Here is a 24,697-nt window from a genome sequence, read left to right as displayed (position 1 = left end):
AACGCCGCCGCTGGCCGATATCCAAACGACGGCGCTCAGGGGACACTCCAGATCAGTCGCGGAACGTATTCTCTGCGATGAACTGTTGCACCGTTTCAAGATCTGCTGGCAATACCGACAGGCGCTCTTCACGCTCCATCAGGTCCGTCAGGTGATGCGGCAGCTCCGGCATTTCGTACCCAGCCCGGCCAACGGCATCCTCAAACTTAACCGGATGCGCCGTACCCAGCGTGATCATCGGGATGTTCGGGTTGCGGCGACACTCGCGTGCAGCCTTAACGCCAATCGCCGTATGCGGATCAAGCAAATAGCCGGTCTCATTGAACACCAGCTGCATTGTTTCAACAGTCGTCTTTTCATCGACCGCAAGACTGTCAAACAGTTCACGCGCCTTGGCCAATTTATCTTCGTCGAGCGAGACAACGTCGTCGCGTGCGTTCATCTTCGCCATCAGACCAGCAAGCTTGGCACCGTCGCGGTCATACAGATCAAAGAGCAGGCGTTCGAAGTTACTGGACACCGCAATATCCATCGAAGGCGTGATCGTATGCTTCAGAGGACGAACTTCGTATTGGTTCTTGCTCATCAGACGATGCAGTACATCGTTGTTGTTGGTTGCAATGATCAGCTGCTCAATCGGCAGACCCATTTTACGGGCCATGTAACCCGCGAAAATATCGCCGAAGTTACCGGTCGGCACAGAGTACGCCATTGGACGCAGAGGGCCGCCAAGATTCAGGCTTGAATAGAAGTAGTAAACGATCTGAGCCATGATGCGGGCCCAGTTAATACTGTTCACTGCGACAAGCTTACGTTCACCACGCAGGAAGCTCTGATCGCCAAAACTGGCTTTAACCATGTCCTGAGCCTGGTCGAAGTTACCTTCGATGGCGATGTTGTAAATATTGTCACCTTCAACGGTCGTCATCTGACGGCGCTGAACTTCTGATACTTTGCCATATGGGTGAAGGATAAAGATATCAACGTTGTCGCAGGCTTTAGTACCTTCGATGGCCGCAGAGCCAGTGTCACCTGACGTTGCCCCCATGATCACGACCTTCTCCTGACGACGTGTAACCACGTAATCGAGCAGGCGCCCAAGCAGCTGCAGGGCGAAGTCTTTAAACGCCAGAGTCGGTCCATGGAACAGCTCAAGAACATACTCGTTATGATCCAGCTGCTGCAGCGGAGCAATCGCCTTGTGACCGAAGTTAGTGTTGTTATAAACGTCTTCGAGCATGCCTTTCAGGGCATCTGAATCAACACAACCTTCAACAAACGGATAAACAATCTTATGCGCCAGTTCGGTGTATGGCAGGTCACGCCATGATTCGATCTCTTCAAGCGTGTAGTGCGGTGCTTCCTTTGGTACGTAAAGGCCGCCATCAGACGCCAGCCCTGTCAGCAGGACATCCTCAAAAGTAAGTTCCGGCGCATTACCGCGCGTGGAGATATATTTCATCATGGTTGTAGAACCTAAACTGGTGCTCAGAAAATTGCGCGTAGTTTACATGCTTTGACAGCGTTGCGCACCCGCGCGGCGGTCACGACAGCCGCTCTAACAGTTCGGGCCGGTAGTCGTCATGGGTAACGCCCGGCGTCTCGTTTTCAATGCGGGATTTCAACTCATCCAACTGTTTAACAAGCTCAGACATCGTCAGAGTGTTGTCATCAAGATCGTATACCTGACGCGAGCCCTCAAGGCTGTACAACTTGATGATCAACGCGTCGCGACTGCCCGCTTCCAGCGCCTGATCCAATGGTTTCGTCTTACGATAAATCCGGTTCAGCTCCTGTTTAAGCTTCCAGACATAATTAACCTCATCGAAATACGGCGTATCGCGAAGCCTGAACAACACGAAAGTAACGATGGCTACGCCGGTCGCCACCCCCGCAGCATTGAGCGCCAGACTGGATTCTCCGCCGACAAAAAGATAACGGTATAATTCTGCGAACCCCAGACTCGTTGCGAACAAGCCTGCGATCATTGCCCACTGGATGCGTGAACGACGCTCCTGATAACGTGCTTTATCGATTTTTTTCAGTTTCATATTTTCTCAGTTTCACACTTGTCCGGTTAACTCTCTGTTTAACGCCGGCATCGTAACCGCCCCGAACGCATTCGCAACAGTGTTTTTCAGATCACCTCACTCTTATATGGCACAAATAGCTCGATACCGGGCGGGAATGCAGTGTTAGAGTCCAATGTCAGAGTGCCATCACTCACTACCGATAACAGCAAAAAACGGAGCCCTCATGAGTACCACAGATGCACTGTTTCAATCGATAACGCTTGGCAAGCTCGAACTCAGCAACCGTATCGTCATGGCGCCCATGACCCGCACCTACTCGCCGGGAAACGTGCCTAACGACCTGAACGTCGCCTATTACGAACGACGTGCAGCAAACGGAGTCGGTCTGATCATTACCGAGGGCACCTGTGTCGGACATAAAGGCGCAAACGGCTATGCCCGCGTTCCATTTATCTACGGTGAAGAAGCCTTAGCCGGCTGGAAGAAAGTGGTAGACGCTGTGCACGCTAAGGGCGGCAAAATCGCTCCTCAGCTATGGCACGTAGGTGCTGTCCGCAAAGAAGGTACAGAGCCTGATCCATCCGTGCCCGGCTACAGCCCATCGGGCCTTTTCAAGCCCGGCCGCGAAACCGGCGTAGCAATGACTAAAGACGATATCAACGACGTCATCGAAGCCTTTGCTCAAGCCGCTGAGGATTCACAGCGCATTGGTTTTGATGCGGTTGAGATTCACGGCGCTCATGGTTACCTGATCGACCAATTCTTCTGGGAAGGAACAAATCAGCGCGATGATGAGTACGGTGGTGACCAGGTAGCACGTACCCGTTTTGCCTGTGAAATCGTTCAGGCAATCCGTGATCGGGTCGGGCCTGATTTCCCGATTATTTTCCGCTTCTCTCAATGGAAGCAACAAGACTACAGCGCACGCATGTGCAATACGCCGGAAGAGCTTGATGCGTTCCTGAAGCCGCTGGTAAATGCTGGCGTTGATATCTTCCACTGCTCTACTCGTCGCTTCTGGGAAAAAGAATTCGAAGGCTCTGATATGAATCTTGCTGGCTGGACCAGAAAACTGACCGGAAAACCTGCGATCACTGTCGGCAGTGTAGGTCTGAATGCCGGCTTTATTGACGAAGATAAGCGCGACATGATTGACGCATCGGGCGTTGCCCATGGCAACATTAATGAACTGGCCGAGCGCTTAGGCAATGATGAGTTTGAACTCGTCGCTGTGGGTCGTGCTCTGCTGCAAGATCCTGAATGGGTTATAAAAGTTCGTGAAGGGCGCTTTGACGAACTGACGGATTACAGTAAGAAAGCGTTGATGGAATTAATATAAGTTCATCAGAGCAGCATCACAGGTGCGTGATGCTGCTCCTCATTTACTCAGCCAACTGCCAACCGTTTTCAGTATCACGAAAACGAAATTCGGCTCGCTCCGTTACTTTCTGTCCTTTCTCGAACTTTCCATACTGCATTGATAGTGCGAGCAATCCGAAACCGTTGAAAAAACTACCTACCAGGTTATCCGGCGTCTCGTCTTGTAACGATTCACTAAAGGTTTTGTAGTCGGTCAGGAATTCCAGCTCATAGCGAACATCGGCCACATAAAACTCCTGATCCTTCCAGCCATTTAACTTTTCTACACTCACTACCCGAATCATATTGCTGATCGTCTTTTGCTGTGCAACAGATTCTTCAACCAAGGTATCTGAGGGTGTGCCGCTGCAGGCTGTAAGCACCATACATACACATAGCATCAATAGAGTTCTGAACATTGTTGTTCCTCATTAGTTCTGGAAGTAATTATTCCGCTAATATTTTAATTATAAGTAATCGGGTGTCTTCGACTTTGGCCAGATACTCACCTTCATCAGGATAGAAAAGACTGCCGCGGAGAATCGTATGATTTCCTGCTTCCAGTTCACCTTGAAATAAGTAGCAAAGCCAGCCGTCCTGAAGTGACAGCAGTTCCTTTTCCATGAGACAAGAGATACTTAGTTCGGTATCTATACCCTGATACACAGTTGTCAGGCCACGACCAACATCGATGACAGTCTGGCTCGCCCTCTCGGAAACGCTACCTGCCGGTTGAAGCCAAAGCTGTACCATACCCACAATATCAGCATCTGGGTTGATTTCATTGTGCATAAAACCGGATTTTCCCGAGCGTTGCACCATAACCTGCCCGGCTTTAATTTCGACTAAGCCTTGAGTACTGTCTTCAGCTACGCTATCCGGTTGTACCTCTGCCGAGCCTTCATGATGAAGACGCCCGCGGGTAACGATACTGACAATATCGATGTCGCTGTGTTGATGACGCCCAGTGCTGCCACCCGGCTTAAAGTACGCGTGCGCAAGATACATTAACTGGCCCAAGCCCTCCCAGGTATCCTCACGCTTCTGATATCCGAACTGACGCGAGTCCATCACCAGAATGCGTTCTCTCACGCCCGCAAAACCGACGATATCCAGAGTGTCGTAATTTAACAGTCTCATAAGAAGTTGCTCTGCAAAAAAACGTCCAACGAATCCTGAGTGTGTGTTGTTTGGGGCCAGACCGACTGGTATTCTTGCACACCAATAGGACAGCAAAGCTGACAGGGAGCCTCAATAGTGTCAATGATCGTACATCACCGCCGTAAACTCGCCTACACTCTGGGCAGCAAAGCCGACACACGCCAGTTTATTCCATTTTCAAAGAACACCAATACCAACCGAGGCCGCAAAGTATTTATCGACGCTGCTCTGGCGCCTTTGTTTGCTCATGCCTTTCAATCGGATGAAGCCAGCGCATTACAAATGACCTCCAAAATTGAGCAGCTGGGCGCTTTAGGTGGCAATGTCACTGCCAACCAGAACACAGGTACGCCATTCGAATATATGGAGAGTATTGGCAAGCTGGCGATTTACTATCAGATTCATCAAGGCTCTGAAGACAATCAAACTCCTGCCGGGGTGTATATCACAGGTGTTCAACGGGCTTCTGAAGAAGGTGAAGACCAAGCTGGGCTATATCAAAGCTTTGAAGGTAAATCAGCTGAGGTACTCACGAAAATTGCTGAACACGAGCAAGGCTTTATCAAAGCGCATGCAAAAGCAACGCGGGCAGCAAGGGTACTTCAAACTCTTGCCGGGGTTGACGGCTGGGAGGTTCCAAACAGTTTTAATTTTTTCTATATTCCAGCTGCGATTGAGAATGAGATGGGGCTATGGATGACACCGGATTCAAGAGCCATGCGCCCGGCCGTGGTTGCGAAAGAGCTTGCTAGTGTATTAAGTGAAACACAGAAGCACCGTAGTAATGGTAAACCGATAAAATGGCAGATCGAGGGTGACACGGTTAAGTTACTGCAATTAGCCGTAGAGCACTTACCCAATCTACTAGATAAACACCACTTTATACTGACAAACCCCGTCGCTGACACCGCTCAGGTCGTTAATGCATTTCAGCGCCGAGGTGCCAAAATAGAGGGTAAATTCACCGATAATAAAAGAGCGCTGGCATCGGCAAAAGTATCATCAGAAATAAGTTCGTCTAATACCGATCTGAAGGAGGCATTGGCCAAAGCTGGATCAGGTTCAAACACGGCCCTCTCAAACTACAACTCAAGTACTGGAAGCATAAAATCCAGCTTTATTGAATACGTTAAGAATTTAACTGGGACACTGGCATGGTAAAACTTCTTACAGGACCAGATTTCTCGGACCAGGTAATATTCACGTTCACTACGGACGTTGCCAGCATATACATCCCTGTTCCGACTGCGAGCATAGAAAAAACCAAGTCCTGTGACACAGAAATTGGCTCACTGTCGGACCATGCAACGTACGATGTACCGTCAGAAGACTGGATGTCTTATAAGCGTGTTATGAGGAGTTCTTTTCAATACTACCGGAAGAGCTCCGGTTTAGAACTATCTTCTACCCATCTCATGGTACAAATCTTTCAGGTCAGTAAAGCGAGTGCCACTGCGACAAGGCTATCCGTGGATGATGCAAAGCGCTACTTAATAGAGATAAGAGATCACCTTAAAGAAAAACTGATTGAAAATGATTTCAATCCAGATTTTTTTGTATTTCCGAGTTCAATTGATGAAGCCGTGGAACTTAAATCAAATGGTATCCATTGGGCATATATGCGTACAGGATATGCTGAGCTTGGTCCACCAGATCTGTGTTTCGTTACTCCGCTTAGTTCAAATACTTTGCTGATGATTGAAGGAGACACAGGGGATTACAACTTTGAGCTACCCGACGGGCATAGCGACGCCATGCTACTTGAGGCTGAAAACGACCTTTTCGATTTCATCAAATCCATCCGCATCGACTTCTCTCCAGAGATTCAGGCTCAGATCGACAAAGCCAGAACAACTGAAAGTGCCTGATCATTCGATTCCGGCACTACTCTCCCTGCAGAGTAAGTACTAACCGACGACTACCACCGTAATCACGGTGCTCGCACAGGTATATTCCCTGCCAAGTCCCCAGAGCGAGCCTGCCATTCGTCACTGGAATGGTAAGAGATGGTCCAAGTAAGCTGGATTTAATATGGGCGGGCAGATCGTCAGGGCCTTCGTCATTGTGTTTGTAGTATGGCTGATTTTCAGGCACCAACCGGCTGAACACTTCTTCAAAGTCCACTCTCACTGTCGGGTCAGCGTTTTCGTTAATTGTCAGAGACGCTGAGGTGTGTTGAATAAACACATGAAGCAGACCAACGGAAACATCGGCAAGCTCAGGCAACGCCTGTTCAATCTCACGGGTAATTAAATGAAAGCCGCGAGCGCGAGCTTTTAACTGAATGGTTTTCTGGGTCCACATAGGCGACACCTTGTGTCAGAAAATAAGTGATATTCGGAGCGGGATATATCTATGAAATGAAGAAGCGTCAGCGAGGCCGCAACAACATGGCGCAGAATTTTATGGAAGGGGAGCGTATTGTAATACGTGAGCATTCCGGAAAACTCTGCAACACAGTTGTTGCAACGCAGCTAGCTTCGGGCCAGCTGCTTAGCGCATCATAGGAGGCATCCCACCCGGCGGCATACCACCACCGCCCGGACCACCTGGTCCTCCCATGCCGCCTATAGCGCGCATCATTTTCTTCATGCCACCTTTGGCCGTGACCTTTTTCATCATTTTCTGCATTTGCTTGTGCTGCTTCAGAACGCGATTCACATCCTGAATCTGCGTACCAGAACCCGCTGCAATACGCTTTTTACGTGAGCCATTGATTTTGTCCGGGAAGCGGCGCTCATCAAGGGTCATAGAGAAAATGATGGATTCCATCTGCTTAAACTGGCCTTCCGCAGCGGTCGTCTGCTTGGCCATTGCACCCAGGTTACCCATACCCGGCAGCTTATCCAGCATACCCGTCAGGCCACCCATGTTTTTCATCTGCTGAATCTGATCAAGGAAGTCTTCCAGATCGAAGCCTTTGCCTGTTTTCAGTTTCTTGGCGAGCTTGTCGGCTTTCGACTTATCGATCTTACGTTCTGCTTCTTCGATCAGAGTGAGAACGTCGCCCATATCGAGAATACGTGAAGCAACACGATCAGGGTGGAAAGGCTCGAGCGCGTCGGTCTTTTCGCCCATACCCATAAACTTGATCGGTTTACCCGTAATATGGCGCACTGACAGAGCAGCACCACCGCGCGCATCACCGTCCGATTTGGTCAGCACGACACCGGTCAGAGGCAAGGCATCATTAAATGCTTTAGCTGTATTCGCAGCGTCCTGACCTGTCATCGCGTCGACAACAAAGAGAGTCTCTATCGGCGTAATAGCAGCGTGGAGATCTTTGATCTCACCCATCATCTGCTCATCGACCGTCAGGCGACCCGCGGTATCCACCAGCAGAACATCGTACGCACCACGGCGGGCAGCATCGATGGCGCCTTTAGCGATATCGATCGGTTTTTCATCTGCCGTCGATGGGTGAAAGCCAGCACCGACTTCATTCGCCAGAGTTTCAAGCTGTTTGATCGCCGCAGGACGATACACGTCCGCAGAAACCACCATCACTTTCTTTTTCTCTCGCTCAGCAAGATACTTCGCAAGCTTACCAACGGTCGTTGTTTTACCTGCGCCCTGCAGACCCGCCATCATCACGATGGCTGGAGGCTGTGTCGCCAGATTCAGTTTCTCGTTGGCTTCGCCCATGACACTTTGCAGTTCTTCATGGACGATTTTCAGGAATACCTGCCCAGGGTTGAGGCTCTTCAGTACATCGGTACCGACAGCACGCTCTTTGACCTGCGCGGTAAAATCTTTTACGACCGGCAGGGCCACGTCGGCTTCCAACAGCGCCATGCGCACTTCACGCATGGTGCCTTTGATATTCTCTTCGGTCAGCTTCGCTTGGCCAGTAATGCCTTTTAAGGCACTGCCCAAGCGGTCGGTAAGGCTTTCAAACATCTTGATGACTCTGTCTGACGGTAAATAAATAAGTGGGCAAGTATACCGCGTTGGCCTTCAGGTTCCCAATGCTGCGGCGCGGAGCTTTGCAAGTAGCCCGAGCTGGCATGATTGCACTTCCTTGAGGTGGCCCCTTATGCGACACTGGCGCTATTCGTGTTGGGGAAGTTTCATGACAGCATTAGCGTTGGCAGTACCGGCTGCCGGTTTTTATCTGTTTGCCGCTTTGCGCCAGCTACTTGTCATCAAGGGCAGCAAAGCACCACAGCGAGGCCTGTTGCTGGGCTTTGCATCAATTGGCGCACTTCTGCACCTGGCCTCACTGTCTGTCACGCTGGTCAGTGAACATGCTCTCAATATGGCCATGTTTCAGGTCGGTTCGCTGATCGCACTGATTATTACCCTGCTTCTTTTGTTTTCAGCCTGGCGTAAACCCGTCGATAATCTGTTCACTGGCCTGCTGCCAATGGGCGCGGTTGTCGCAATTCTGGGGGCGGTGATCCAACATCAGGTGCTGTTAACGGACCTGAGTTACGCGCTGATCTGGCACATACTGCTATCGATTGTTGCCTTCAGCCTGTTCACCATCGCATCGGTTCAGGCGATTCTGGTCATTCTCCAGGACAGAAATCTGAGAAAACACCAGACCCGGGGCCTCATCCGCTCTCTGCCGCCATTGCAGACTATGGATGCTCTGCTGTTCGAAATTCTCTGGTTGGCCATGCTTTTACTGACCGCCTCGTTCATTGTCGGCTTACCCGTCGTTGAAAGCCTGAGCAATCAGCACCTCATTCATAAGGTCGCGTTTTCACTGGTTGGATGGGTCGTTTTTACCACACTTCTCTTTGGTCGATACCGTTTTGGCTGGCGAGGCCCCGTGGCCGGTAAATGGACACTCACGGGGACAGGCTTCCTTATCCTTGCTTATTTTGGCACCCAATTCGTTCTTGAGTACGTACTCGAACGAGCTTGAGCCACAGAGCCCATTTATCACCCGCTTGACACCCCAACGTCAGTGCCTATGATGGCGGAATCGTATCAGTTATAGGACACCGTCTTGAACGACGTTCCCTTGAGTGTGCTCTTCGGCATACTCGCTCTTTTAATCGTGCTGTCAGGCTTCTTCTCAAGTTCTGAAACCGGCATGATGTCTCTGAACCGTTACCGCTTGCGCCACCTCGCCAAGAGTAAGCACAAAGGAGCCATGCGCTCGGTTAAGCTTCTTGAGAAGCCAGACCGGATGATCGGTACCATTCTCACCGGCAACAATCTGGTGAACTTTGCTGCGGCTGCCTTAGCAACCATCATCAGCCAGCGGCTATGGCCGGACAATCCGGATCTGGCGGTGTTCGTAAACACCATACTGTTCACCCTGATTGTGTTGATCTTCGCAGAACTGACACCGAAGACTCTGGCAGCGATTGCGCCGGAGAAAATCGCCTTCCCGGCCTCATCGATCCTTTTGTGGCTGCAATGGGCGCTTCATCCAGCGGTGTGGTTTGTTAATACTATTGCCAACTGGTTGCTTAAACTGGTTCGTGTTGATGTCGCCAATGCGACACCAGACAACCTGAGTACCGAAGAACTGCGTACCGTAGTCCGCGAAGCGGGCTCTATGATACCGAAACGTCACCAGCACATGCTGATCTCCATTCTTGACCTGGAGAAGATGACGGTGAACGACATTATGGTGCCGCGAAACGAAGTGGTGGGTATCGACCTCGACGACCCGCTGAGCGACATCATTCAGCAGCTGCGTACCACGCAACACACGCGCCTGCCTGTCTTCCGCGGAGACATCAACAATGTCGTCGGCGTTCTGCATACCCGGAATATCAGCCGCTTTCTTTCATCCGGTGAATATCTGAAAGAAGACATCGAAAAGCTTTCGCGCGAGCCTTACTTCATCCCTGAGAGCACGCCTCTGCATACCCAGTTGTTTAACTTTCAGAAGTATCAGCGTCGCATTGCACTTGTGGTCGATGAATACGGTGATGTTCATGGCATCTGCACTCTCGAGGACATTCTCGAAGAGATCGTCGGCGAGTTTACGACCGATGTTGCCGCAGCCAGCTCGCCGGATGTTCATCCGCAGGAAGACGGCAGTTTCATCATTGATGGCACCGCTTTCGTCCGCGATGTAAACAAGTCGATGCACTGGGAATTACCGATTGATGGGCCGAAATCCGTGAGCGGCCTGATCGTCGAGTACCTGGAGCATATTCCTGAATCTCCCGTCTGCCTCCGCATTGGCCGCTACCGTATTGAAATCATGCAGATCAAAGACAACACGATACGCAGTGCCAAAGTAACGATTGACCCGAATATCCGCGACGACGACTGACAGGTTTTTCTGACCTGCGAATGTCCGCCGATGCCGCTGGGGTATAACTGCCCCAGCGGAGCCGCTACAATATGACCCCACTTTTTCAGAGCCACCGAAACGAATTGTCATGACCGATCAGAACGCTCGCAAAATACTAGTTACCAGTGCCCTGCCCTACGCAAACGGCTCCATTCACCTTGGCCACCTGCTGGAATACATTCAGACAGACATCTGGGTCCGCTTCCAGAAAGCGCGCGGACACATGTGTACCTATGTCTGTGCGGATGACGCCCACGGCACAGCCATCATGCTGCGTGCTGAGAAAGAAGGCATCAGCCCTGAAGAGCAGATTGCCCGCGTTAAAGCCGAGCACGAAACCGATTTTGCCGACTTCCAGATCGCGTTCGATAATTTTCACAGCACTCATAGTGAAGAAAACCGGGAACTGTCTGCGACTATCTACAAAGCATGCCGCGACAAAGGCCATATCGCTACCCGCAACATCAAACAGCTTTATGATCCCGTTAAAGAGCTGTTTCTGGCAGATCGCTACATCAAAGGTAACTGCCCTAAGTGCGATGCCGAAGATCAATATGGCGACAACTGTGAGGTGTGCGGCGCGACTTACACCCCAGCCGAACTGAAGAAGCCATACTCTGTTATCTCAGGTGCTACCCCAGTAGAAAAAGAGTCCGAGCACTTCTTCTTTAAACTGCCGGATTTTCAGGACTTTCTGAAAGAATGGACACGTTCTGGCACCTTACAGGACGAAGTCGCTAACAAGCTGTCAGAGTGGCTGGACTCGGGGCTGCAGGAATGGGATATCTCCCGTGATGCACCTTACTTTGGTTTTGAGATTCCAGATGCACCAGGCAAGTACTTTTATGTCTGGCTTGATGCCCCAATCGGCTATATGGCGAGCTTCAAAAACCTGTGTGATCGCCGCGAAGATCTGAGCTTCGATGATTACTGGAAGCCGGATTCCGATGCCGAGGTTTATCACTTTATCGGTAAAGACATCATTAACTTCCACGCGCTGTTCTGGCCATCCATGCTGTCAGCTGCAGACTTCCGTACCCCAACCGCCGTCAACGCTCACGGATTCGTGACTGTTAATGGTGCCAAGATGTCTAAGTCACGTGGCACCTTTATCAAGGCACGTACGTACCTGAACCACCTGAATCCAACGTATCTGCGCTACTACTTTGCCGCTAAGCTGGGTAGCAGCGTCGATGACTTCGATCTCAACCTCGAAGACTTCGTCCAGCGCGTTAATTCCGACCTGGTGAACAAGCTGATCAACATTGCCAGCCGCACCGCGAACTTCATCAAGAAGTCCGGTGGCGTACTCAGTGAGAACTGTGCTGAGGAAGCCATGGTGAATGACTTCATTAACGCCGGCGACCAGATCGCAGAATTGTATGAGAAGCGCGAATTCAGCCGCGCCATGAAAGAAATCATGACACTCGCTGATCGTGCCAACGAATACATTCAGGCAAAAGCGCCATGGGCCATGTCGAAAGAAGAAGGCCGCGAACAGGAAGTACTGGAAGTCTGCTCTGTTGCGGTGAACCTTTTCCGTCAGCTGATGACCTACCTTTCACCAGTGCTGCCTGAACTTGCTGATAAAACCGCAGCCTTCCTCAACCTTGAATCACTGGGTTGGGAAGATCGCCGCAGCATCCTGACTGGCCATGCGATTAATAAGTTCAAGCCTATGCTGGCTCGAGCTGAAATGGACAAGGTCACCGCCATTCTCGAAGAAACAAAAACCGAACTCGAAAAAGAGAACGGTGGCGCAGCGGCTGCAAAAAATCAGAAAGCCGACAAAAAAGCAGATAAGAAAGCTGAAAAGAAGGCCAAGAACAAAGGGCCAGAGCTCAGAGAAGATGGCAATGAAGTAATCGCTGACACTATCGAATTCCCGGACTTTGCCAAGGTCGATCTGCGAATCGCCCGAATTATCAAAGCCGACCACGTTGATGGTGCAGACAAACTTCTGCAGCTGACTCTGGATATTGGCAATGGCGAAACCAGGAACGTATTCTCAGGTATTAAAGCGGCCTATAAGCCAGAAGACCTGGAAGGCAAACTGACTGTAATGGTCGCGAACCTGGCTCCGCGTAAAATGAAGTTTGGTCTGTCAGAAGGCATGGTGCTTGCCGCCGGCCCTGGCGGCAGCGAAATCTACCTACTTGAACCGCACGACGGCGCCCAACCGGGCATGAGGGTAATGTAATGAAAGCATTAATCACGGTATTGTCGGCCATGCTGCTGACCTTAGGTGTAGTGAGTGAAGCTCACGCGAAACGGTTTGGTAGCGGCGGCTTTGGGAAAAGCTTCCCTACGCAGCAACGCAGCGCGCCGGCAAAGCAGTCAGACAAAACCTCAGGTAACACTCAGGCTGCCCCTTCCAAAGGCGGTATGATGGGTGGAATGATGGGCGGCCTGCTGGCCGGTGGCCTGTTCGCTTACCTGCTGGGCAGCGGCGCATTCGAAGGCATTCAGATTATGGACATCCTTCTGCTGGGTCTTGCTGCGTTCGTCATCATTCGCCTTCTGCGTGGAGCCGGGCAAGCTCAGCAGCGCCAGGCAGCCGCCGCGGCGCACGGTCCGGCAACTCATCAGAGCTTTCAGTCAGCGAACGAGACTGCGAGTGCAACCGTGGCTCCTGATCAACCTATGTCGTTGCCTGCTGACTTTGATGCAGAAGCCTTCACACAAGGCGCACTCGAGCACTATCACCTTGTTCAACAAGCCTGGAACGACGGCAACCTCGACCTGATTCGTGAGTATGTTAGCCCTGAGCTGTACGATGCACTGGCCGCTCAACGCAACCGTCTGATGGTTCCGCCAAAGACGGAAATTCTGGACCTTAACGCAGAAATTGTGCGCGCTGATGAGACGCCAACCCACCGCGAAATCAGTGTTCTGTTCCGTGGCCGCTGCAAAGATGATCTGGAAAAATCTGAAGATGGTATCTTCGATGTATGGCATCTTGAACGCGACCTCCGTGACGACAATGCGCCCTGGTTGGTTGTCGGTATTGAAGCTGAGTAATGCTTAGCTTCTCGCTTAAAAACGCCGGTTCGTCCGGCGTTTTTTTATACCACCAGAAAAGTCTGAACGCTGATTGCACACGCGAAAACGCCAGGCTGAACCGCAGGAAATACCATTGCGTAAAACGATATATAAGAAGGAAAAAAATAAGCCCGGTGAAAACCGGGCTTAAAAGTGGAGATAAAGATCCCTATGTCAGAACCTTTGCATTGATATTAGTCTGTAATACAAACGTTATACAGGTGTAATATAGCCAGATCAGTAACAATTCGCGCCAGTTCTTGGTAATAGCGGTATCAAATTCTTAATCTATTACGGCTTTCAAATCGCTGGCTTGCTCTGTCTAAGAATCCACCAACCACACAGGCGGAATGTGAAATAACAGACATACCCAGCAAAGAGTGTGTCACTCAGGAAGTGTCCCCCCTGAATGATACGTGTCGCACTTAAAACGACACCGGTAACCAGCCCGGCCCAGAACCACTTGCGACTGCTGAACAGCCAACCGAGCGTCATAAACCAGAAGCCCATTGCTGCATGGCCACTGACAAATGAATTACAGCCCTTGCTGCAGGTCTCGTTGATAACAAAAGCCGGAGTGAAGGTTTTACGTCCGTCAAACTGCTCGACATTTTTGGGGCGTGCACGGTCAAAGCCCTCTTTAAACACGCTGTGTACCAAAATGCCGGGGCCAGCAAGGAGAGTGACCAACAAAAACGTCAGCAATTTCTGGTTCGCCTTATCAGGCCCAAACGAAAAGAACCCAGCAATCACCGAAAAAAGAAGTACCGGCACCAGGAAATAAGGGATGTAACGAAAAATACCATAAATTGAATCCGCCACAGCGCTGTCACTTCCCCACCAGTCTCCAGACACCGGATCATAGAACCAACCACTAACCGCCAGATCAATCTGCGGATACACAACAAACAAGGCCGCGAGAAGAATAAAACTGATCCAGTCAGCGTGTACTTTTAAGGTATTCAACATGTTATTTGCTCTTATCGCTCGGAAGTTCTGGCGCTATTTTCAGCGTCGGCAAGCGCAGAATATAGATAGAAACCCCCAGCCCTATGGCCGGAAGAAGATAGTGCAACATAGGACGCTGCAGAATGACAAAGGCGGTCAGGAGAAGCATGGTCCACATCAACAGTAAGGTGTACACCTTCGCCTTTAAAGGCATTCCTTGACCATCCAGATAGTAAATCAGGTAACGACCCAGCCTCGGGTGTTCTACCAACCATTGATAAAACTTTGGTGAGGTACGCACGAAACACGCGGCCGATAGCAGCAGAAAAGGTGTTGTTGGCAAGACAGGCAGAAATATCCCAATAAAACCCAGAGCAACACTCAACCATCCGATGCCCATAACCAGATGTCGGACGACGGGGTTTCGTATCGTTCTTCTGTTGCTGGCGACGTTATTGCTCATTGGCTGTTACAACCTACGGCTGAAGCGTCGGCGGTATTCCGTTGGTGTGAGCCCGGTTTTAGAGCGAAACAATCGCCGGAACGAGCTACCATCTTCATAGCCGACTTCATTCATTACCACGTCCACTGTTCGTTCGGTTTCTTCGAGCAGCTTACGTGCAGCCTCAATACGAACCGTCTGAATATAAGCATTGGGTGACATCGACAACGCACTGTTGAAACGTCGGATCAGAGTGCGCTTCGACATACCAAACTGCGATGCCAGCTCTTCGACAAGAACCTTATCGGCATAATGTGCGTCCAGCCACTCCTGAATCTCGCTGATCCGATCGTCTTTATGTGGCTTAGCGAGACGCATAAGAGAATAAGAAAGTTGGCTGTCACGGCGGTAGTCAAACACAAAAGCTTTGGCCGTCTGCATCGCCACTTCATGGTTCACGAAACGCTCAATCAGGTGCAGGGTAAGGTCGAACCAGGCGAGGCCTCCACCAGCACAGTAGATATCGCCATCACGGGTAATTAATTGATCTGCGGCCAGTTCAACGCCGGGATAGCGCTCTGCAAAGAAATCCCGATAGCCCCAGTGGGTGGTTGCTTTCCGCCCGTCCAGTACACCGGATTCAGCCAGCAGGAAATTACCAGTGCAGTTTCCACAGATCGTCCAACCTTTCTTATCTGCTTTGCGCAGAAGCTCGGTAAGGGCCTGCTCTTTCTTGAGGACGTCGTTTATATGAACAGCAATGGTAGGAACGATCAGAATATCTGTGTGGTCAATGTCAGCGAAACTCATATGCGCAGAAATTTCGATGCCATTCACACAGCGCACCGGATTACCGTCTTCCGAAGCAATTCTGACGCTGAAGTAACGTTCGTGGGGTTCACCCTGAATAACATTCCACAGAACGCCACTGGATACCAGAAGATCCGCTACACCTGCGATTGCAGATGACATGGCCCCTGGAAAGGCTGTAATGACAACGTTATGCATATGACACATTCCACACTGAGAGGGCTTATATTGCCTCTCTCAGCACGGATAAACAAGTGTCAACCACCGGGCTTACGGTAAGACTTCTTGAGTTGCTTACGCGCTTTATCGCGTTTGATCCGGCGCTTGTTCTCCGTCCGCTCTACAGCCTCAGCACGACGTTTACTGGAGTGACGAACCTCTTTCTTCTTGTCAGAGAAAGGATTGTCACCCTGGCGGAACTCAAACCGGATAGGCGTACCAGAGATATTCAGCACACGCCGGAACGTGTTCGCAAGGTAGCGCCTGTAATCTTCTGGCAGTTCATTAACCATAGTGCCATGAACGATGATACGTGGAGGATTCGAGCCCCCTTGGTGCGCGTAACGCAGCTTAGGGCGACGGCCACGAATAATAGGCGGCTGGTGCGCGGCGATAGCATCTTCAAGAATGCGGGTCAGCATGTTGGTCTGCCATTTCGCCATCGCAGACTCATAGGCCTGATCCACAGACTCGTACAAGTGACCGACCCCCGTACCGTGCAGCGCTGAGATAAAGTGCATATCGGCAAACGTCAGGAAATCGAAGCGGCGGTCAATTTCGTCTTTGACGCGCTGTTTATCGTCAGCGTCCATGCCATCCCATTTATTAATGGCAATGACCAATGCACGACCGGAGTTCAGCACAAAGCTGAGCATATGAAGGTCCTGCTCCACGATACCGGTGCGTGCATCCAATACGAGAATACAGACGTTGCAGTCCTGAATAGCCTGCAGCGTTTTAATAATGGAAAATTTCTCTGCCGCTTCTGAGATGTTCTTACGACGGCGTACACCCGCAGTATCAATCAAGGTGTATTCCTGACCGTGCCGTTCATACGGAATATAAATACTGTCTCTGGTCGTTCCGGCTTCGTCATACACAACGACACGCTCTTCACCAAGAAAGCGGTTTACCAGTGTTGATTTACCGACATTCGGGCGCCCGACTACGGCGATCTTGATGCCTTTTATATCAAGCTCTTCGTGGTGAACGTCTTCTTCACCCTCTTCGTAGTAGTAACCAGTCTCTTCTTCTTCGGCTTTTTCTTCTTCAATCAACTCGTCCATAACGTAGTCGATCAGTGCCGAAATGCCCCGGTTATGCGCTGCAGCAATAGGCAGAGGCTCCCCCATACCCAGCTCGAAAAACTCACCGAGTACGATGTCCGGGTTCTTACCGTCGATTTTGTTGGCAATCAGATAGGCAGCTTTACCATTGCGACGCAGGTGCTCAGCAATCATTCTGTCGCCAGCTGTAATGCCCGCGCCAACATCGACGAGAAAGAAAACGATATCTGCTTCCTGAATCGCCTGAAAGCTCTGACCTGCCATAGCCGAGTCGATACCTTCTTCCTGACCACTGATACCGCCGGTATCAATCACAATGAAAGGATGATCACCCACTTTCCCTTCACCGTACTTACGGTCACGCGTCAGCCCGGCGATCTCTGCCACCAGCGCATCACGGCTTTTAGTCAGTCGGTTAAAGAGCGTCGATTTGCCCACGTTCGGGCGCCCGACGAGGGCGATAACAGGTACCATGTCAGGAAACCTCGGATAAGAAAATGTGAGGCATCAACGCAGTTCGATCAAGGCCAGATCACCGGCATTGGTATACACCAATAAGCCTTCATCTGTGTCCAGCATGTTGCTACGGATACCGAAGTCGCGACCACGAGACAGGCGCCAGTTAGTCGCCTCCGGCTGGTGCGGATAATTTATGTGCAGAGGTCTCGGACGAAGCATGATACGACCCTCGATACCGCCGTCGACCTGACTGATAAAGTGTACATAACCTTCTTCATCGCCAACGGCCAGATACGTTCCTGTGGCTGTGACCTGCCCCAGGCCACGCCCCATTAACTCAGTCTGTAACCAGGCTTTCGCACCCGTCATCATGTCATACGACTGGATACTGTCGTCATCGAGCGTCAGGTAAACGCTGCCGAGAGCTAATTCAGGGCTGGTGTAGGTTGAACCTTCTTCCTGCCAGATGGTTTCACCCATCTCGCTCACTGCGGCAACTTTACCGTGATACGCAGCGGCGAAAATGATTCGGCCATCAGACACTGGAGAGCCATCAACGTCTACCAGACGTTCAAGCTCAGAACGACCGTCAGGTACGCCAAGGCGAATATCCCAACGCGGAATACCCAGCACTTTATCAAGGGCGACCAGCTTACCCGTTGCATAGCCAGTAATTACCAGGCGATCGGTAATTAACGGCGTGCCTGTGCCTCGTACAGAAAGTACGGGCATACCAGCTTCGTAGGACCATGCCTGGGCACCGGTATCGCGCTCGAGTGCCGTAACGCGCCCGTCAACCGTCTGAATAAATACTCGCTGTTCATCAGCCGCCGCTTGCGCCACAGCCTCACTTGGCAGCATTGCCCGCCAAAGCTCGGAGCCATCATCGGCTGACAGTGCAACCAGTGTACCCTCTCGCAGGCTGACAAATAACTGATCATCACTGAAAGAAACGCCACCAAGAATCGGTTGTTCCAGATCTTTCGTCCAGAGTCGATCACCCGATGCCAGCTCAACCGCTGTTACCGTGCCGCCGGTATCCGCTGCATAAACGGTATCACCGTCTACCGCTGCTTTGAGGCGGGTGTAGGTTACTCCCGGACCTTCACCAAGATTGATACGCCAGACAACGTCGGGCTTTGCTTCGCCAGACGCGTCAGGCAGTACCCGATCATTGGTGGATGCGCACGCAGCTAACGCGGCAGCACATGCAGTGATAAACAGAGACTTAAACCAGTGGCGCGACTGCATCAGGCGTCCTCAGAGGAAGTAGTATCCGGTGTATTCAGGCTATCAATTTTGCGCTGCAGAATGCTGTTGTTCTGACCCAGCGCCTGTGCCGCATCCATGGCTCGCAGATAGGCATCACGCGCATTCGCCAGCTCGCCCTTACGGAACAGAGCGTCACCACGCGCTTCTTCAATTTGTGGAGCAAACGCCGGATCAGCTTTTTCTGGCAGTGCTGCCAGTGCTTCATCGGCTTTACCCTGTTGTGTTAATACAGCCGCCAGGCGTGCTTGTGCCGCCAGCTTAACTGGCTCAGCATCTGCGTCATTAACCAGGGCCTGAAGCTCAGCCGCAGCGGCTTCATAGTCGCCATTTTCAGCAGCAATACGAGCAATGAAAAGACTGCCGAAGTCGGCATATGCCGTGTCACTGAAATCGGTTTTCAGTTGCTCAGCAAGACGCTGCATATCCGCGGCCGCATCGGTATTTTCCTGAGCTGCAAGCTCTACCAATTGAGTGTATACCGCTGACGCCGCTTCACCGGTCGCCTGCTTGCTGTCTTGCCAATAGTTCCAGCCAACCACACCAGCGATCGCAACAGCCACTGTTGATACCAGACTGGTACCGTTCTCTGACCACCATTTTTTGATGATCTCTGCCTGTTCTTCATCCGTTCTTAAATCGGTCATTATCTCGTCTCCGACAAGCTATTTTTATTGTCTGTTAATCAGCTCAGGTTATCTGTCAGCCACTGACCCAGTTCACTTTGGGCAATGGTTTGTTGTCCGGCTTCACCACGCAGGTCTTTCACAGTTACCTGCTTCTCAGCAATCTCAGTTTCACCAAGCAGGAGTGCAAACAAGGCACCGCTTTTGTCTGCTTTTTTCATCTGGCTCTTGAAGCTGCCACCACCGCAATGGGTCTGTACTCGCAACCACGGTTGCTCTGCGCGCAGACTGTCTGAAAGCATCAGTGATGCAAGACTTGCACCTTCACCAACACCGCACACATACAGGTCGACGGTCTGCATCACTTCAGCCGGAATCACTTCGAGCGTTTCCAGCATCAATATCAGACGCTCAACACCCATGGCAAAACCCACAGCGGGTGTTGGCTTACCGCCCAGCTGCTCGACCAGACCGTCGTATCGGCCACCAGCACAGACAGTGCCTTGGGCTCCCAGTTTGTCCGTTACCCATTCAAAAACTGTTTTACAGTAGTAATCCAGCCCACGAACCAGACGCTGGTTGATCTCGTACTTTACACCAGCTGCGTCGAGTACCGCACGCAGAGCATCAAAATCGGACCGGCTTTCATCATCAAGGTAATCATGTAACTCTGGCGCATCGGCCAGCAAGGCCTGAGTTTCAGGATTCTTGCTGTCGAGCACACGCAACGGATTCGTCTCAAGACGACGCTTGCTGTCTTCATCCAGCTGATCTTTGCGCGCACTCAGGTAATCGACCAGCGCATCACGATAGCGGGCTCGGGCTTCGTTGCTCCCCAGGGTATTCAGTTGCAGGGTGACGGAGTCTGCAAGCCCCAACTGCTCCCACAGGCGCGCCGTCATCAGGATCAGTTCGGCATCAATATCCGGGGTGGCAATACCAAAGGTCTCAACACCAATCTGATAAAACTGGCGGTAGCGCCCTTTCTGTGGACGCTCATGACGGAACATAGGGCCGGTGTACCAAAGGCGTTGAGTCTGATTATAAAGAAGACCGTGTTCTTCGCACGCACGCACACAGCTGGCGGTACCTTCCGGACGCAGTGTCAGGCTATCGCCGTTGCGATCCTCAAAGGTATACATTTCTTTTTCAACAATATCGGTGACTTCGCCGATCGAGCGTTTGAAAAGCGCCGTCTGCTCCAGCACTGGCATACGGATTTCATCGTAACCGTAACCAGCCAGAACTTCTTTTACCGTTCCTTCTAGATACTGCCAGACCGGACTTTGGGTTGGCAGTATGTCGTTCATACCGCGGATTGCCTGAATTTTCTTTGCCATGTTTTACTCTGTCCTGCCTGATCCGGTTACTTTGCCGTAGTAATCAGGTCTTTACGTTCTTCGTCGAGGATGGCTGCGCGTTCCCGGATCATGCGTTCCAGGTCGTTCACCAATCCATCGTTTGTCAGTTTGCCGGCTGGCTTGCCATCGATATACACAAGATTTGGCTGGCCGCCGGTCAACCCCAAATCGACTTCTTTCGCTTCACCCGGACCATTAACAACACAACCAATGACAGCGACATCCATATCAGTACGGATATCTTCGACACGCATTTCCAGCTCATTCATGGTTTTAATCACATCAAAATTCTGACGTGAACAGCTTGGACAAGCGATGAAGTTAATACCGCGCGACCGCAGTTTCAGTGACTTCAGCATGTCCCAGCCAACTTTCACTTCTTCGATCGGGTCTGCCGCCAATGACACACGAATGGTGTCGCCAATGCCATCCCACAGTAACAGGCCAAGACCGATAGACGACTTAACCGTGCCGCCACGCAAACCACCGGCTTCAGTAATGCCCAGATGCAGCGGCTGCTCAATCTGATCGGCTATTTTGCGATACGCAGCAACCGTCATAAAAATATCTGACGCTTTCAGGCTGAGCTTAAAATCCGGGTAGTTAAGGCGATCCAGAATGTCGATATGACGCATGGCCGACTCAACCAGCGCATCAGGTGTCGGCTCGCCATATTTTTTCTGCAGATCTTTTTCGAGTGAGCCCGCATTTACCCCTATCCGAATCGGTATACCTTTATCCTTCGCCGCGTCGATAACGGCCCGGACGCGATCTTCACGCCCGATATTGCCCGGATTAATGCGCAGACAATCGACGCCCAGCTCTGCCACACGCAGGGCAATGCGATAGTCAAAATGAATATCGGATACCAGAGGGATATCGACCTGTTTCCGTATTTCACCAAACGCTTCTGCAGCATCCATTGTCGGAACAGAAACACGCACAATGTCTGCGCCTGCATCCTGAGCCCGGCGAATCTGGGCGACGGTTGCAGCAACGTCTGTCGTTTCTGTATTGGTCATGGTCTGAATAGCAATAGGGGCATCGCCACCTACCGGGACATCGCCCACCCAGATTTTGCGACTCTTTCTGCGCTTGATCGGGTTTTCCATGTTTTTATTCATGACTGAGCACCGTTCAGTGATTCCTGATACATTCGATATTCTTCAGAGTCCGGATAGCGCTGCTTCAGCTGAGCGGCCAGCGCAACACCGCGGGATGTCTGCTGATGGATGGTCAGCAGCTTAATTCCTAACCATAAACTGTGCGCTGTATGTTCGGTCTGGTCACGTTCGACCAGGCGATCGAAGCGATCAAAGTACTTCAGTGACTCATCGTAGCGTTGAGCTTCGAACAACAGCGTGGAGATATTCACCAGCGCATCCACATTGTAGGGTGCGAGGCGTAAAGACTGCGTGTACGCCTCAATGGCACCCTGTGAATTTCCCATGCGAAAGAAGTTCAACGCCATATCGTTATAGGCACCAACACGATTGTTGTAATAACGATCATTCGCTACTTCGCTAAGCAGGTCGCGGGCTTCTTTGTAGCGCTTCATACGCGCATACAGGCGGCCCAGATGGTGACGCGCCAGAGTAAACTTCGGGTCTTCGCGAAGCGCCTTTTTAAAAGAGTCTTCAGCCAGATCCAGCTCACCTTCGGTTTGCCAGACCAATCCCATGGCATCGTTGGCCTGAGGATCATTCGGGTCTATTTCCAGGGCTCTCTGAAGACGGTCCCGAGCCCAGTCAGGACGACCTTTCTGTAAATAGCCGAGGCCAAGCTGGGTGTAGTTTTCTACCGCTTTTTCAGGAGAGGCTTTCTTGCTGAAACGACTTTCTTCGACGGTCACACACGCCTGAAGAGAGAGAACGGCCAGGCTGACAATCAATAATCGGAAAACATTCATTACGAAGCTCGACCTCCCTGTTCGGCGTCAATCTGAACGGCATCAATATAACGCTGACTGCGACGCGTACGATCTTCCACTTTACCGACTAACTGCCCGCAGGCGGCATCGATGTCGTCGCCTCGGGTAGAGCGGATCGTCACGACATGTCCCTGACTGACGAGATAATCACGGAAACGATAAACCCGGTTATTACTCGGGCGACGGTATCCTGAATTAGGAAACGGGTTAAACGGAATCAGGTTGATTTTGCACGGTACCAGCTTCATAAGTTCAGCCAGCTCTTCCGCGTGTACCATCTCATCATTAACGCCGTCCATCAGTGTGTATTCGATCGTGGCTTTTCGCTTGTCGGGCAGCTTCCCGAGATAGCGGTTTGTCGCTGCGATCAATTCACTCAGCGGGTACTTTTTATTGAGAGGTACCAGTGTATTGCGTAACTCGTCATTCGGTGCGTGAAGCGATATCGCCAGAGAAACATCGGTAACGTCTCCCAGCTTATCAATCATAGGCACGACGCCTGATGTACTCAGAGTGACACGACGCTTCGACAGGCCATAAGCGTTGTCGTCCATCATCAGGTTCATGGCGTCGACAACATTGTCAAAGTTCAGCAGCGGCTCGCCCATACCCATCATAACGACGTTGGTAATACGACGTTCACGACGCTCGCCCGGCTGATGAAAACTCATAGCGGCAACGTATAGCTGACCAATGATTTCCGCGACTGTCAGATCGCGGTTAAACCCCTGTTTACCTGTTGAGCAGAAACTGCAGTCCAGCGCACAACCGATTTGCGAGCTGACACACAGCGTGCCACGGTCTTTTTCAGGAATGTAAACGGTTTCGACGGCACTGCCTCCCGGCATACGCATCACCCATTTGCGGGTGCCATCTTTTGAGAAATCTTCGTATACGACCTCAGGCAGGACAATTTCACTGACGTCTGCCAGTTTGGCACGCAGAGCTTTGCCCATATTTGTCATTTTTTCGAAGTCCGATTCGCCGTACTGGTGAATCCACTTCAGCATCTGTTGCGCACGGAATTTCTTCTCACCAATGCTCAGGAAGAATGCTTCCATCTTTGCAGGTGACAGGCCCAGCAGGTTGGTTTTTTCTGAAGTGTCGGACATATTGGAATACCTGAAGTACAGCACCGGGCTAGCCGGCAGGGTGAACGGGGCAGCCAGCGTTGCTACTGCCCCACTGCATCACTTAGCGTGCGCAGATTTCTTCAGCATTGAAGAAATAATCAATTTCACGCGCTGCAGACTCAGCAGAGTCAGAACCGTGAACAGCGTTAGCATCGATGCTTTCAGCGAAGTCAGCACGGATAGTGCCAGCGTCAGCTTCTTTAGGGTTAGTCGCACCCATCAATTCGCGGTTCTTAGCGATCGCGTTTTCACCTTCCAGTACCTGAACAACAACAGGACCAGAAGTCATGAAACCAACCAGATCACCGAAGAAAGGACGCTCTTTGTGCTCAGCGTAGAAACCGCCAGCTTTTTCGTCGTCCAGCTTCAGCATTTTTGCAGCAACAACCTGCAGGCCAGCTTTTTCAAAGCGAGTTACGATTTCGCCGATTACGTTTTTAGCAACAGCATCTGGTTTGATGATGGACAGAGTGCGTTCTACAGCCATTTTTTAGCTCCAATGTAGGTATTTGTGTGTGTTTAGGGTTCAAAACCCGCGGATTATACGCACCTTTCTATGAAAGTTGTATAAAG

Annotated in this window: 24 protein-coding genes; 7 read left to right on the top strand and 17 right to left on the bottom strand. The window is 51.2% G+C overall.

The genetic code is table 11. The annotated features are described in order from the left end of the window. Window positions 1-52: 52 nt before the first annotated feature. The gene (gene thrC, locus B2R29_RS01480; RefSeq protein WP_068440796.1) at window positions 53-1,462 is read right to left on the bottom strand and encodes a threonine synthase; all 1,410 of its coding nucleotides are present in this window, start codon (window positions 1,460-1,462) and stop codon (window positions 53-55) included. Between the two features lie 82 nt (window positions 1,463-1,544). Further along, window positions 1,545-2,051 (bottom strand): DUF3087 family protein, encoded by a 507-nt coding sequence (locus B2R29_RS01475; RefSeq protein WP_301179461.1) that lies wholly within the window; start codon window positions 2,049-2,051, stop codon window positions 1,545-1,547. 205 nt (window positions 2,052-2,256) lie between these two features. Here B2R29_RS01475 and B2R29_RS01470 point away from each other — a divergent pair, with 205 nt between their 5' ends. Then, the gene (locus B2R29_RS01470; protein WP_301179460.1) at window positions 2,257-3,372 is read left to right on the top strand and encodes an NADH:flavin oxidoreductase; all 1,116 of its coding nucleotides are present in this window, start codon (window positions 2,257-2,259) and stop codon (window positions 3,370-3,372) included. A gap of 43 nt (window positions 3,373-3,415) precedes the next feature. Here the strand turns inward: B2R29_RS01470 and B2R29_RS01465 are convergent, their stop codons facing one another. Together B2R29_RS01465 and B2R29_RS01460 are read right to left on the bottom strand one after the other, a co-directional pair. After that, window positions 3,416-3,811 carry a hypothetical protein gene (locus tag B2R29_RS01465; RefSeq protein WP_301179459.1) on the bottom strand — a complete coding sequence of 132 codons (396 nt, stop codon included), beginning with the start codon at window positions 3,809-3,811 and terminating at the stop codon, window positions 3,416-3,418. Between the two features lie 28 nt (window positions 3,812-3,839). Further along, complete coding sequence (locus tag B2R29_RS01460; RefSeq protein WP_068440625.1) at window positions 3,840-4,532, bottom strand: hypothetical protein; 693 nt, start codon at window positions 4,530-4,532, stop codon at window positions 3,840-3,842. Window positions 4,533-4,649: 117 nt separating this feature from the next. Here B2R29_RS01460 and B2R29_RS01455 point away from each other — a divergent pair, with 117 nt between their 5' ends. Beyond that, window positions 4,650-5,714 carry a hypothetical protein gene (locus B2R29_RS01455; RefSeq protein WP_301179458.1) on the top strand — a complete coding sequence of 355 codons (1,065 nt, stop codon included), beginning with the start codon at window positions 4,650-4,652 and terminating at the stop codon, window positions 5,712-5,714. Continuing rightward, window positions 5,708-6,421: a hypothetical protein gene (locus B2R29_RS01450; protein ID WP_301179457.1), complete on the top strand. Its 714-nt coding sequence runs from the start codon at window positions 5,708-5,710 to the stop codon at window positions 6,419-6,421. The genes B2R29_RS01455 and B2R29_RS01450 overlap by 7 nt, the downstream gene beginning before the upstream one ends. Window positions 6,422-6,437: 16 nt before the next feature. On the opposite strand, the gene B2R29_RS01445 is transcribed toward B2R29_RS01450, so the two are convergent. Together B2R29_RS01445 and ffh are read right to left on the bottom strand one after the other, a co-directional pair. After that, a complete protein-coding gene (locus B2R29_RS01445; protein WP_068440633.1) occupies window positions 6,438-6,857 on the bottom strand; it encodes a secondary thiamine-phosphate synthase enzyme YjbQ in 420 nt (139 codons plus the stop codon). A 189-nt stretch (window positions 6,858-7,046) separates the two neighbouring features. Continuing rightward, entirely contained in the window at window positions 7,047-8,453 is a 1,407-nt protein-coding gene (ffh, locus tag B2R29_RS01440; protein WP_068440636.1) for a signal recognition particle protein, read from the bottom strand. Window positions 8,454-8,625: 172 nt separating this feature from the next. Here ffh and B2R29_RS01435 point away from each other — a divergent pair, with 172 nt between their 5' ends. The 4 genes from B2R29_RS01435 (at window position 8,626) to B2R29_RS01420 (ending at window position 13,839) form a co-directional block, all read left to right on the top strand. After that, a complete protein-coding gene (locus tag B2R29_RS01435; protein WP_301179456.1) occupies window positions 8,626-9,426 on the top strand; it encodes a cytochrome C assembly family protein in 801 nt (266 codons plus the stop codon). A gap of 84 nt (window positions 9,427-9,510) precedes the next feature. Continuing rightward, window positions 9,511-10,797: an HlyC/CorC family transporter gene (locus B2R29_RS01430; RefSeq protein ID WP_301179455.1), complete on the top strand. Its 1,287-nt coding sequence runs from the start codon at window positions 9,511-9,513 to the stop codon at window positions 10,795-10,797. Window positions 10,798-10,906: 109 nt separating this feature from the next. Then, entirely contained in the window at window positions 10,907-13,018 is a 2,112-nt protein-coding gene (gene metG / locus B2R29_RS01425; protein WP_301179454.1) for a methionine--tRNA ligase, read from the top strand. Further along, window positions 13,018-13,839: a Tim44 domain-containing protein gene (locus B2R29_RS01420; protein WP_068440644.1), complete on the top strand. Its 822-nt coding sequence runs from the start codon at window positions 13,018-13,020 to the stop codon at window positions 13,837-13,839. Before metG ends, B2R29_RS01420 begins: the two co-directional genes overlap by 1 nt. Before the next feature lie 321 nt (window positions 13,840-14,160). Here B2R29_RS01420 and B2R29_RS01415 read toward each other — a convergent pair whose 3' ends face one another. From B2R29_RS01415 to ndk, 11 genes are all read right to left on the bottom strand, one after another. Then, window positions 14,161-14,829, bottom strand: coding sequence for a phosphatase PAP2 family protein (locus tag B2R29_RS01415; protein WP_301179453.1), 669 nt, complete (start codon window positions 14,827-14,829; stop codon window positions 14,161-14,163). 1 nt (window position 14,830) lies between these two features. Further along, the gene (locus B2R29_RS01410; protein WP_301179452.1) at window positions 14,831-15,271 is read right to left on the bottom strand and encodes a YbaN family protein; all 441 of its coding nucleotides are present in this window, start codon (window positions 15,269-15,271) and stop codon (window positions 14,831-14,833) included. A gap of 6 nt (window positions 15,272-15,277) precedes the next feature. Further along, window positions 15,278-16,258, bottom strand: coding sequence for a GlxA family transcriptional regulator (locus tag B2R29_RS01405; protein WP_301179451.1), 981 nt, complete (start codon window positions 16,256-16,258; stop codon window positions 15,278-15,280). Window positions 16,259-16,317: 59 nt separating this feature from the next. After that, window positions 16,318-17,820 carry a ribosome biogenesis GTPase Der gene (gene der, locus B2R29_RS01400; protein ID WP_301179450.1) on the bottom strand — a complete coding sequence of 501 codons (1,503 nt, stop codon included), beginning with the start codon at window positions 17,818-17,820 and terminating at the stop codon, window positions 16,318-16,320. Between the two features lie 33 nt (window positions 17,821-17,853). Further along, on the bottom strand, window positions 17,854-19,056 hold the full coding sequence (gene bamB, locus B2R29_RS01395) for an outer membrane protein assembly factor BamB (protein WP_300428724.1): 1,203 nt from the start codon (window positions 19,054-19,056) through the stop codon (window positions 17,854-17,856). Further along, complete coding sequence (locus B2R29_RS01390; protein WP_300428725.1) at window positions 19,056-19,721, bottom strand: YfgM family protein; 666 nt, start codon at window positions 19,719-19,721, stop codon at window positions 19,056-19,058. The genes bamB and B2R29_RS01390 overlap by 1 nt, the downstream gene beginning before the upstream one ends. Window positions 19,722-19,759: 38 nt before the next feature. After that, entirely contained in the window at window positions 19,760-21,040 is a 1,281-nt protein-coding gene (hisS, locus tag B2R29_RS01385) for a histidine--tRNA ligase (RefSeq protein WP_301179449.1), read from the bottom strand. Window positions 21,041-21,066: 26 nt separating this feature from the next. Further along, window positions 21,067-22,173 carry a flavodoxin-dependent (E)-4-hydroxy-3-methylbut-2-enyl-diphosphate synthase gene (ispG, locus tag B2R29_RS01380; protein ID WP_301179480.1) on the bottom strand — a complete coding sequence of 369 codons (1,107 nt, stop codon included), beginning with the start codon at window positions 22,171-22,173 and terminating at the stop codon, window positions 21,067-21,069. Window positions 22,174-22,181: 8 nt separating this feature from the next. Continuing rightward, entirely contained in the window at window positions 22,182-22,970 is a 789-nt protein-coding gene (locus tag B2R29_RS01375; protein ID WP_301179448.1) for a tetratricopeptide repeat protein, read from the bottom strand. Beyond that, window positions 22,970-24,103, bottom strand: coding sequence for a 23S rRNA (adenine(2503)-C(2))-methyltransferase RlmN (gene rlmN, locus B2R29_RS01370; RefSeq protein ID WP_301179447.1), 1,134 nt, complete (start codon window positions 24,101-24,103; stop codon window positions 22,970-22,972). The genes B2R29_RS01375 and rlmN overlap by 1 nt, the downstream gene beginning before the upstream one ends. Window positions 24,104-24,185: 82 nt before the next feature. Next, window positions 24,186-24,611, bottom strand: coding sequence for a nucleoside-diphosphate kinase (ndk, locus tag B2R29_RS01365; protein WP_301179446.1), 426 nt, complete (start codon window positions 24,609-24,611; stop codon window positions 24,186-24,188). Between the last annotated feature and the right edge of the window lie 86 nt (window positions 24,612-24,697).

Source organism: Thalassolituus sp. UBA3500 (assembly GCF_002377545.1).
Classification (GTDB): Bacteria; Pseudomonadota; Gammaproteobacteria; order Pseudomonadales; family Oceanobacteraceae; genus Thalassolituus.
This window is presented reverse-complemented; position numbering and strand designations above follow the sequence as displayed.

Coding starts and splice junctions, on each gene's coding strand:
- B2R29_RS01450 (WP_301179457.1), top strand. CDS start 5,708: ATGGTAAAACTTCTTACAGGACCAGATTTCTCGGACCAGGTAATATTC.
- B2R29_RS01415 (WP_301179453.1), bottom strand. CDS start 14,829: ATGTTGAATACCTTAAAAGTACACGCTGACTGGATCAGTTTTATTCTT.
- thrC (WP_068440796.1), bottom strand. CDS start 1,462: ATGAAATATATCTCCACGCGCGGTAATGCGCCGGAACTTACTTTTGAG.
- B2R29_RS01435 (WP_301179456.1), top strand. CDS start 8,626: ATGACAGCATTAGCGTTGGCAGTACCGGCTGCCGGTTTTTATCTGTTT.
- ispG (WP_301179480.1), bottom strand. CDS start 22,173: ATGGAAAACCCGATCAAGCGCAGAAAGAGTCGCAAAATCTGGGTGGGC.
- metG (WP_301179454.1), top strand. CDS start 10,907: ATGACCGATCAGAACGCTCGCAAAATACTAGTTACCAGTGCCCTGCCC.
- B2R29_RS01390 (WP_300428725.1), bottom strand. CDS start 19,721: ATGACCGATTTAAGAACGGATGAAGAACAGGCAGAGATCATCAAAAAA.
- B2R29_RS01410 (WP_301179452.1), bottom strand. CDS start 15,271: ATGAGCAATAACGTCGCCAGCAACAGAAGAACGATACGAAACCCCGTC.
- B2R29_RS01460 (WP_068440625.1), bottom strand. CDS start 4,532: ATGAGACTGTTAAATTACGACACTCTGGATATCGTCGGTTTTGCGGGC.
- ndk (WP_301179446.1), bottom strand. CDS start 24,611: ATGGCTGTAGAACGCACTCTGTCCATCATCAAACCAGATGCTGTTGCT.
- bamB (WP_300428724.1), bottom strand. CDS start 19,056: ATGCAGTCGCGCCACTGGTTTAAGTCTCTGTTTATCACTGCATGTGCT.
- B2R29_RS01475 (WP_301179461.1), bottom strand. CDS start 2,051: ATGAAACTGAAAAAAATCGATAAAGCACGTTATCAGGAGCGTCGTTCA.
- B2R29_RS01470 (WP_301179460.1), top strand. CDS start 2,257: ATGAGTACCACAGATGCACTGTTTCAATCGATAACGCTTGGCAAGCTC.
- B2R29_RS01445 (WP_068440633.1), bottom strand. CDS start 6,857: ATGTGGACCCAGAAAACCATTCAGTTAAAAGCTCGCGCTCGCGGCTTT.
- hisS (WP_301179449.1), bottom strand. CDS start 21,040: ATGGCAAAGAAAATTCAGGCAATCCGCGGTATGAACGACATACTGCCA.
- B2R29_RS01420 (WP_068440644.1), top strand. CDS start 13,018: ATGAAAGCATTAATCACGGTATTGTCGGCCATGCTGCTGACCTTAGGT.
- B2R29_RS01405 (WP_301179451.1), bottom strand. CDS start 16,258: ATGCATAACGTTGTCATTACAGCCTTTCCAGGGGCCATGTCATCTGCA.
- B2R29_RS01375 (WP_301179448.1), bottom strand. CDS start 22,970: ATGAATGTTTTCCGATTATTGATTGTCAGCCTGGCCGTTCTCTCTCTT.
- der (WP_301179450.1), bottom strand. CDS start 17,820: ATGGTACCTGTTATCGCCCTCGTCGGGCGCCCGAACGTGGGCAAATCG.
- B2R29_RS01465 (WP_301179459.1), bottom strand. CDS start 3,811: ATGTTCAGAACTCTATTGATGCTATGTGTATGTATGGTGCTTACAGCC.
- rlmN (WP_301179447.1), bottom strand. CDS start 24,103: ATGTCCGACACTTCAGAAAAAACCAACCTGCTGGGCCTGTCACCTGCA.
- ffh (WP_068440636.1), bottom strand. CDS start 8,453: ATGTTTGAAAGCCTTACCGACCGCTTGGGCAGTGCCTTAAAAGGCATT.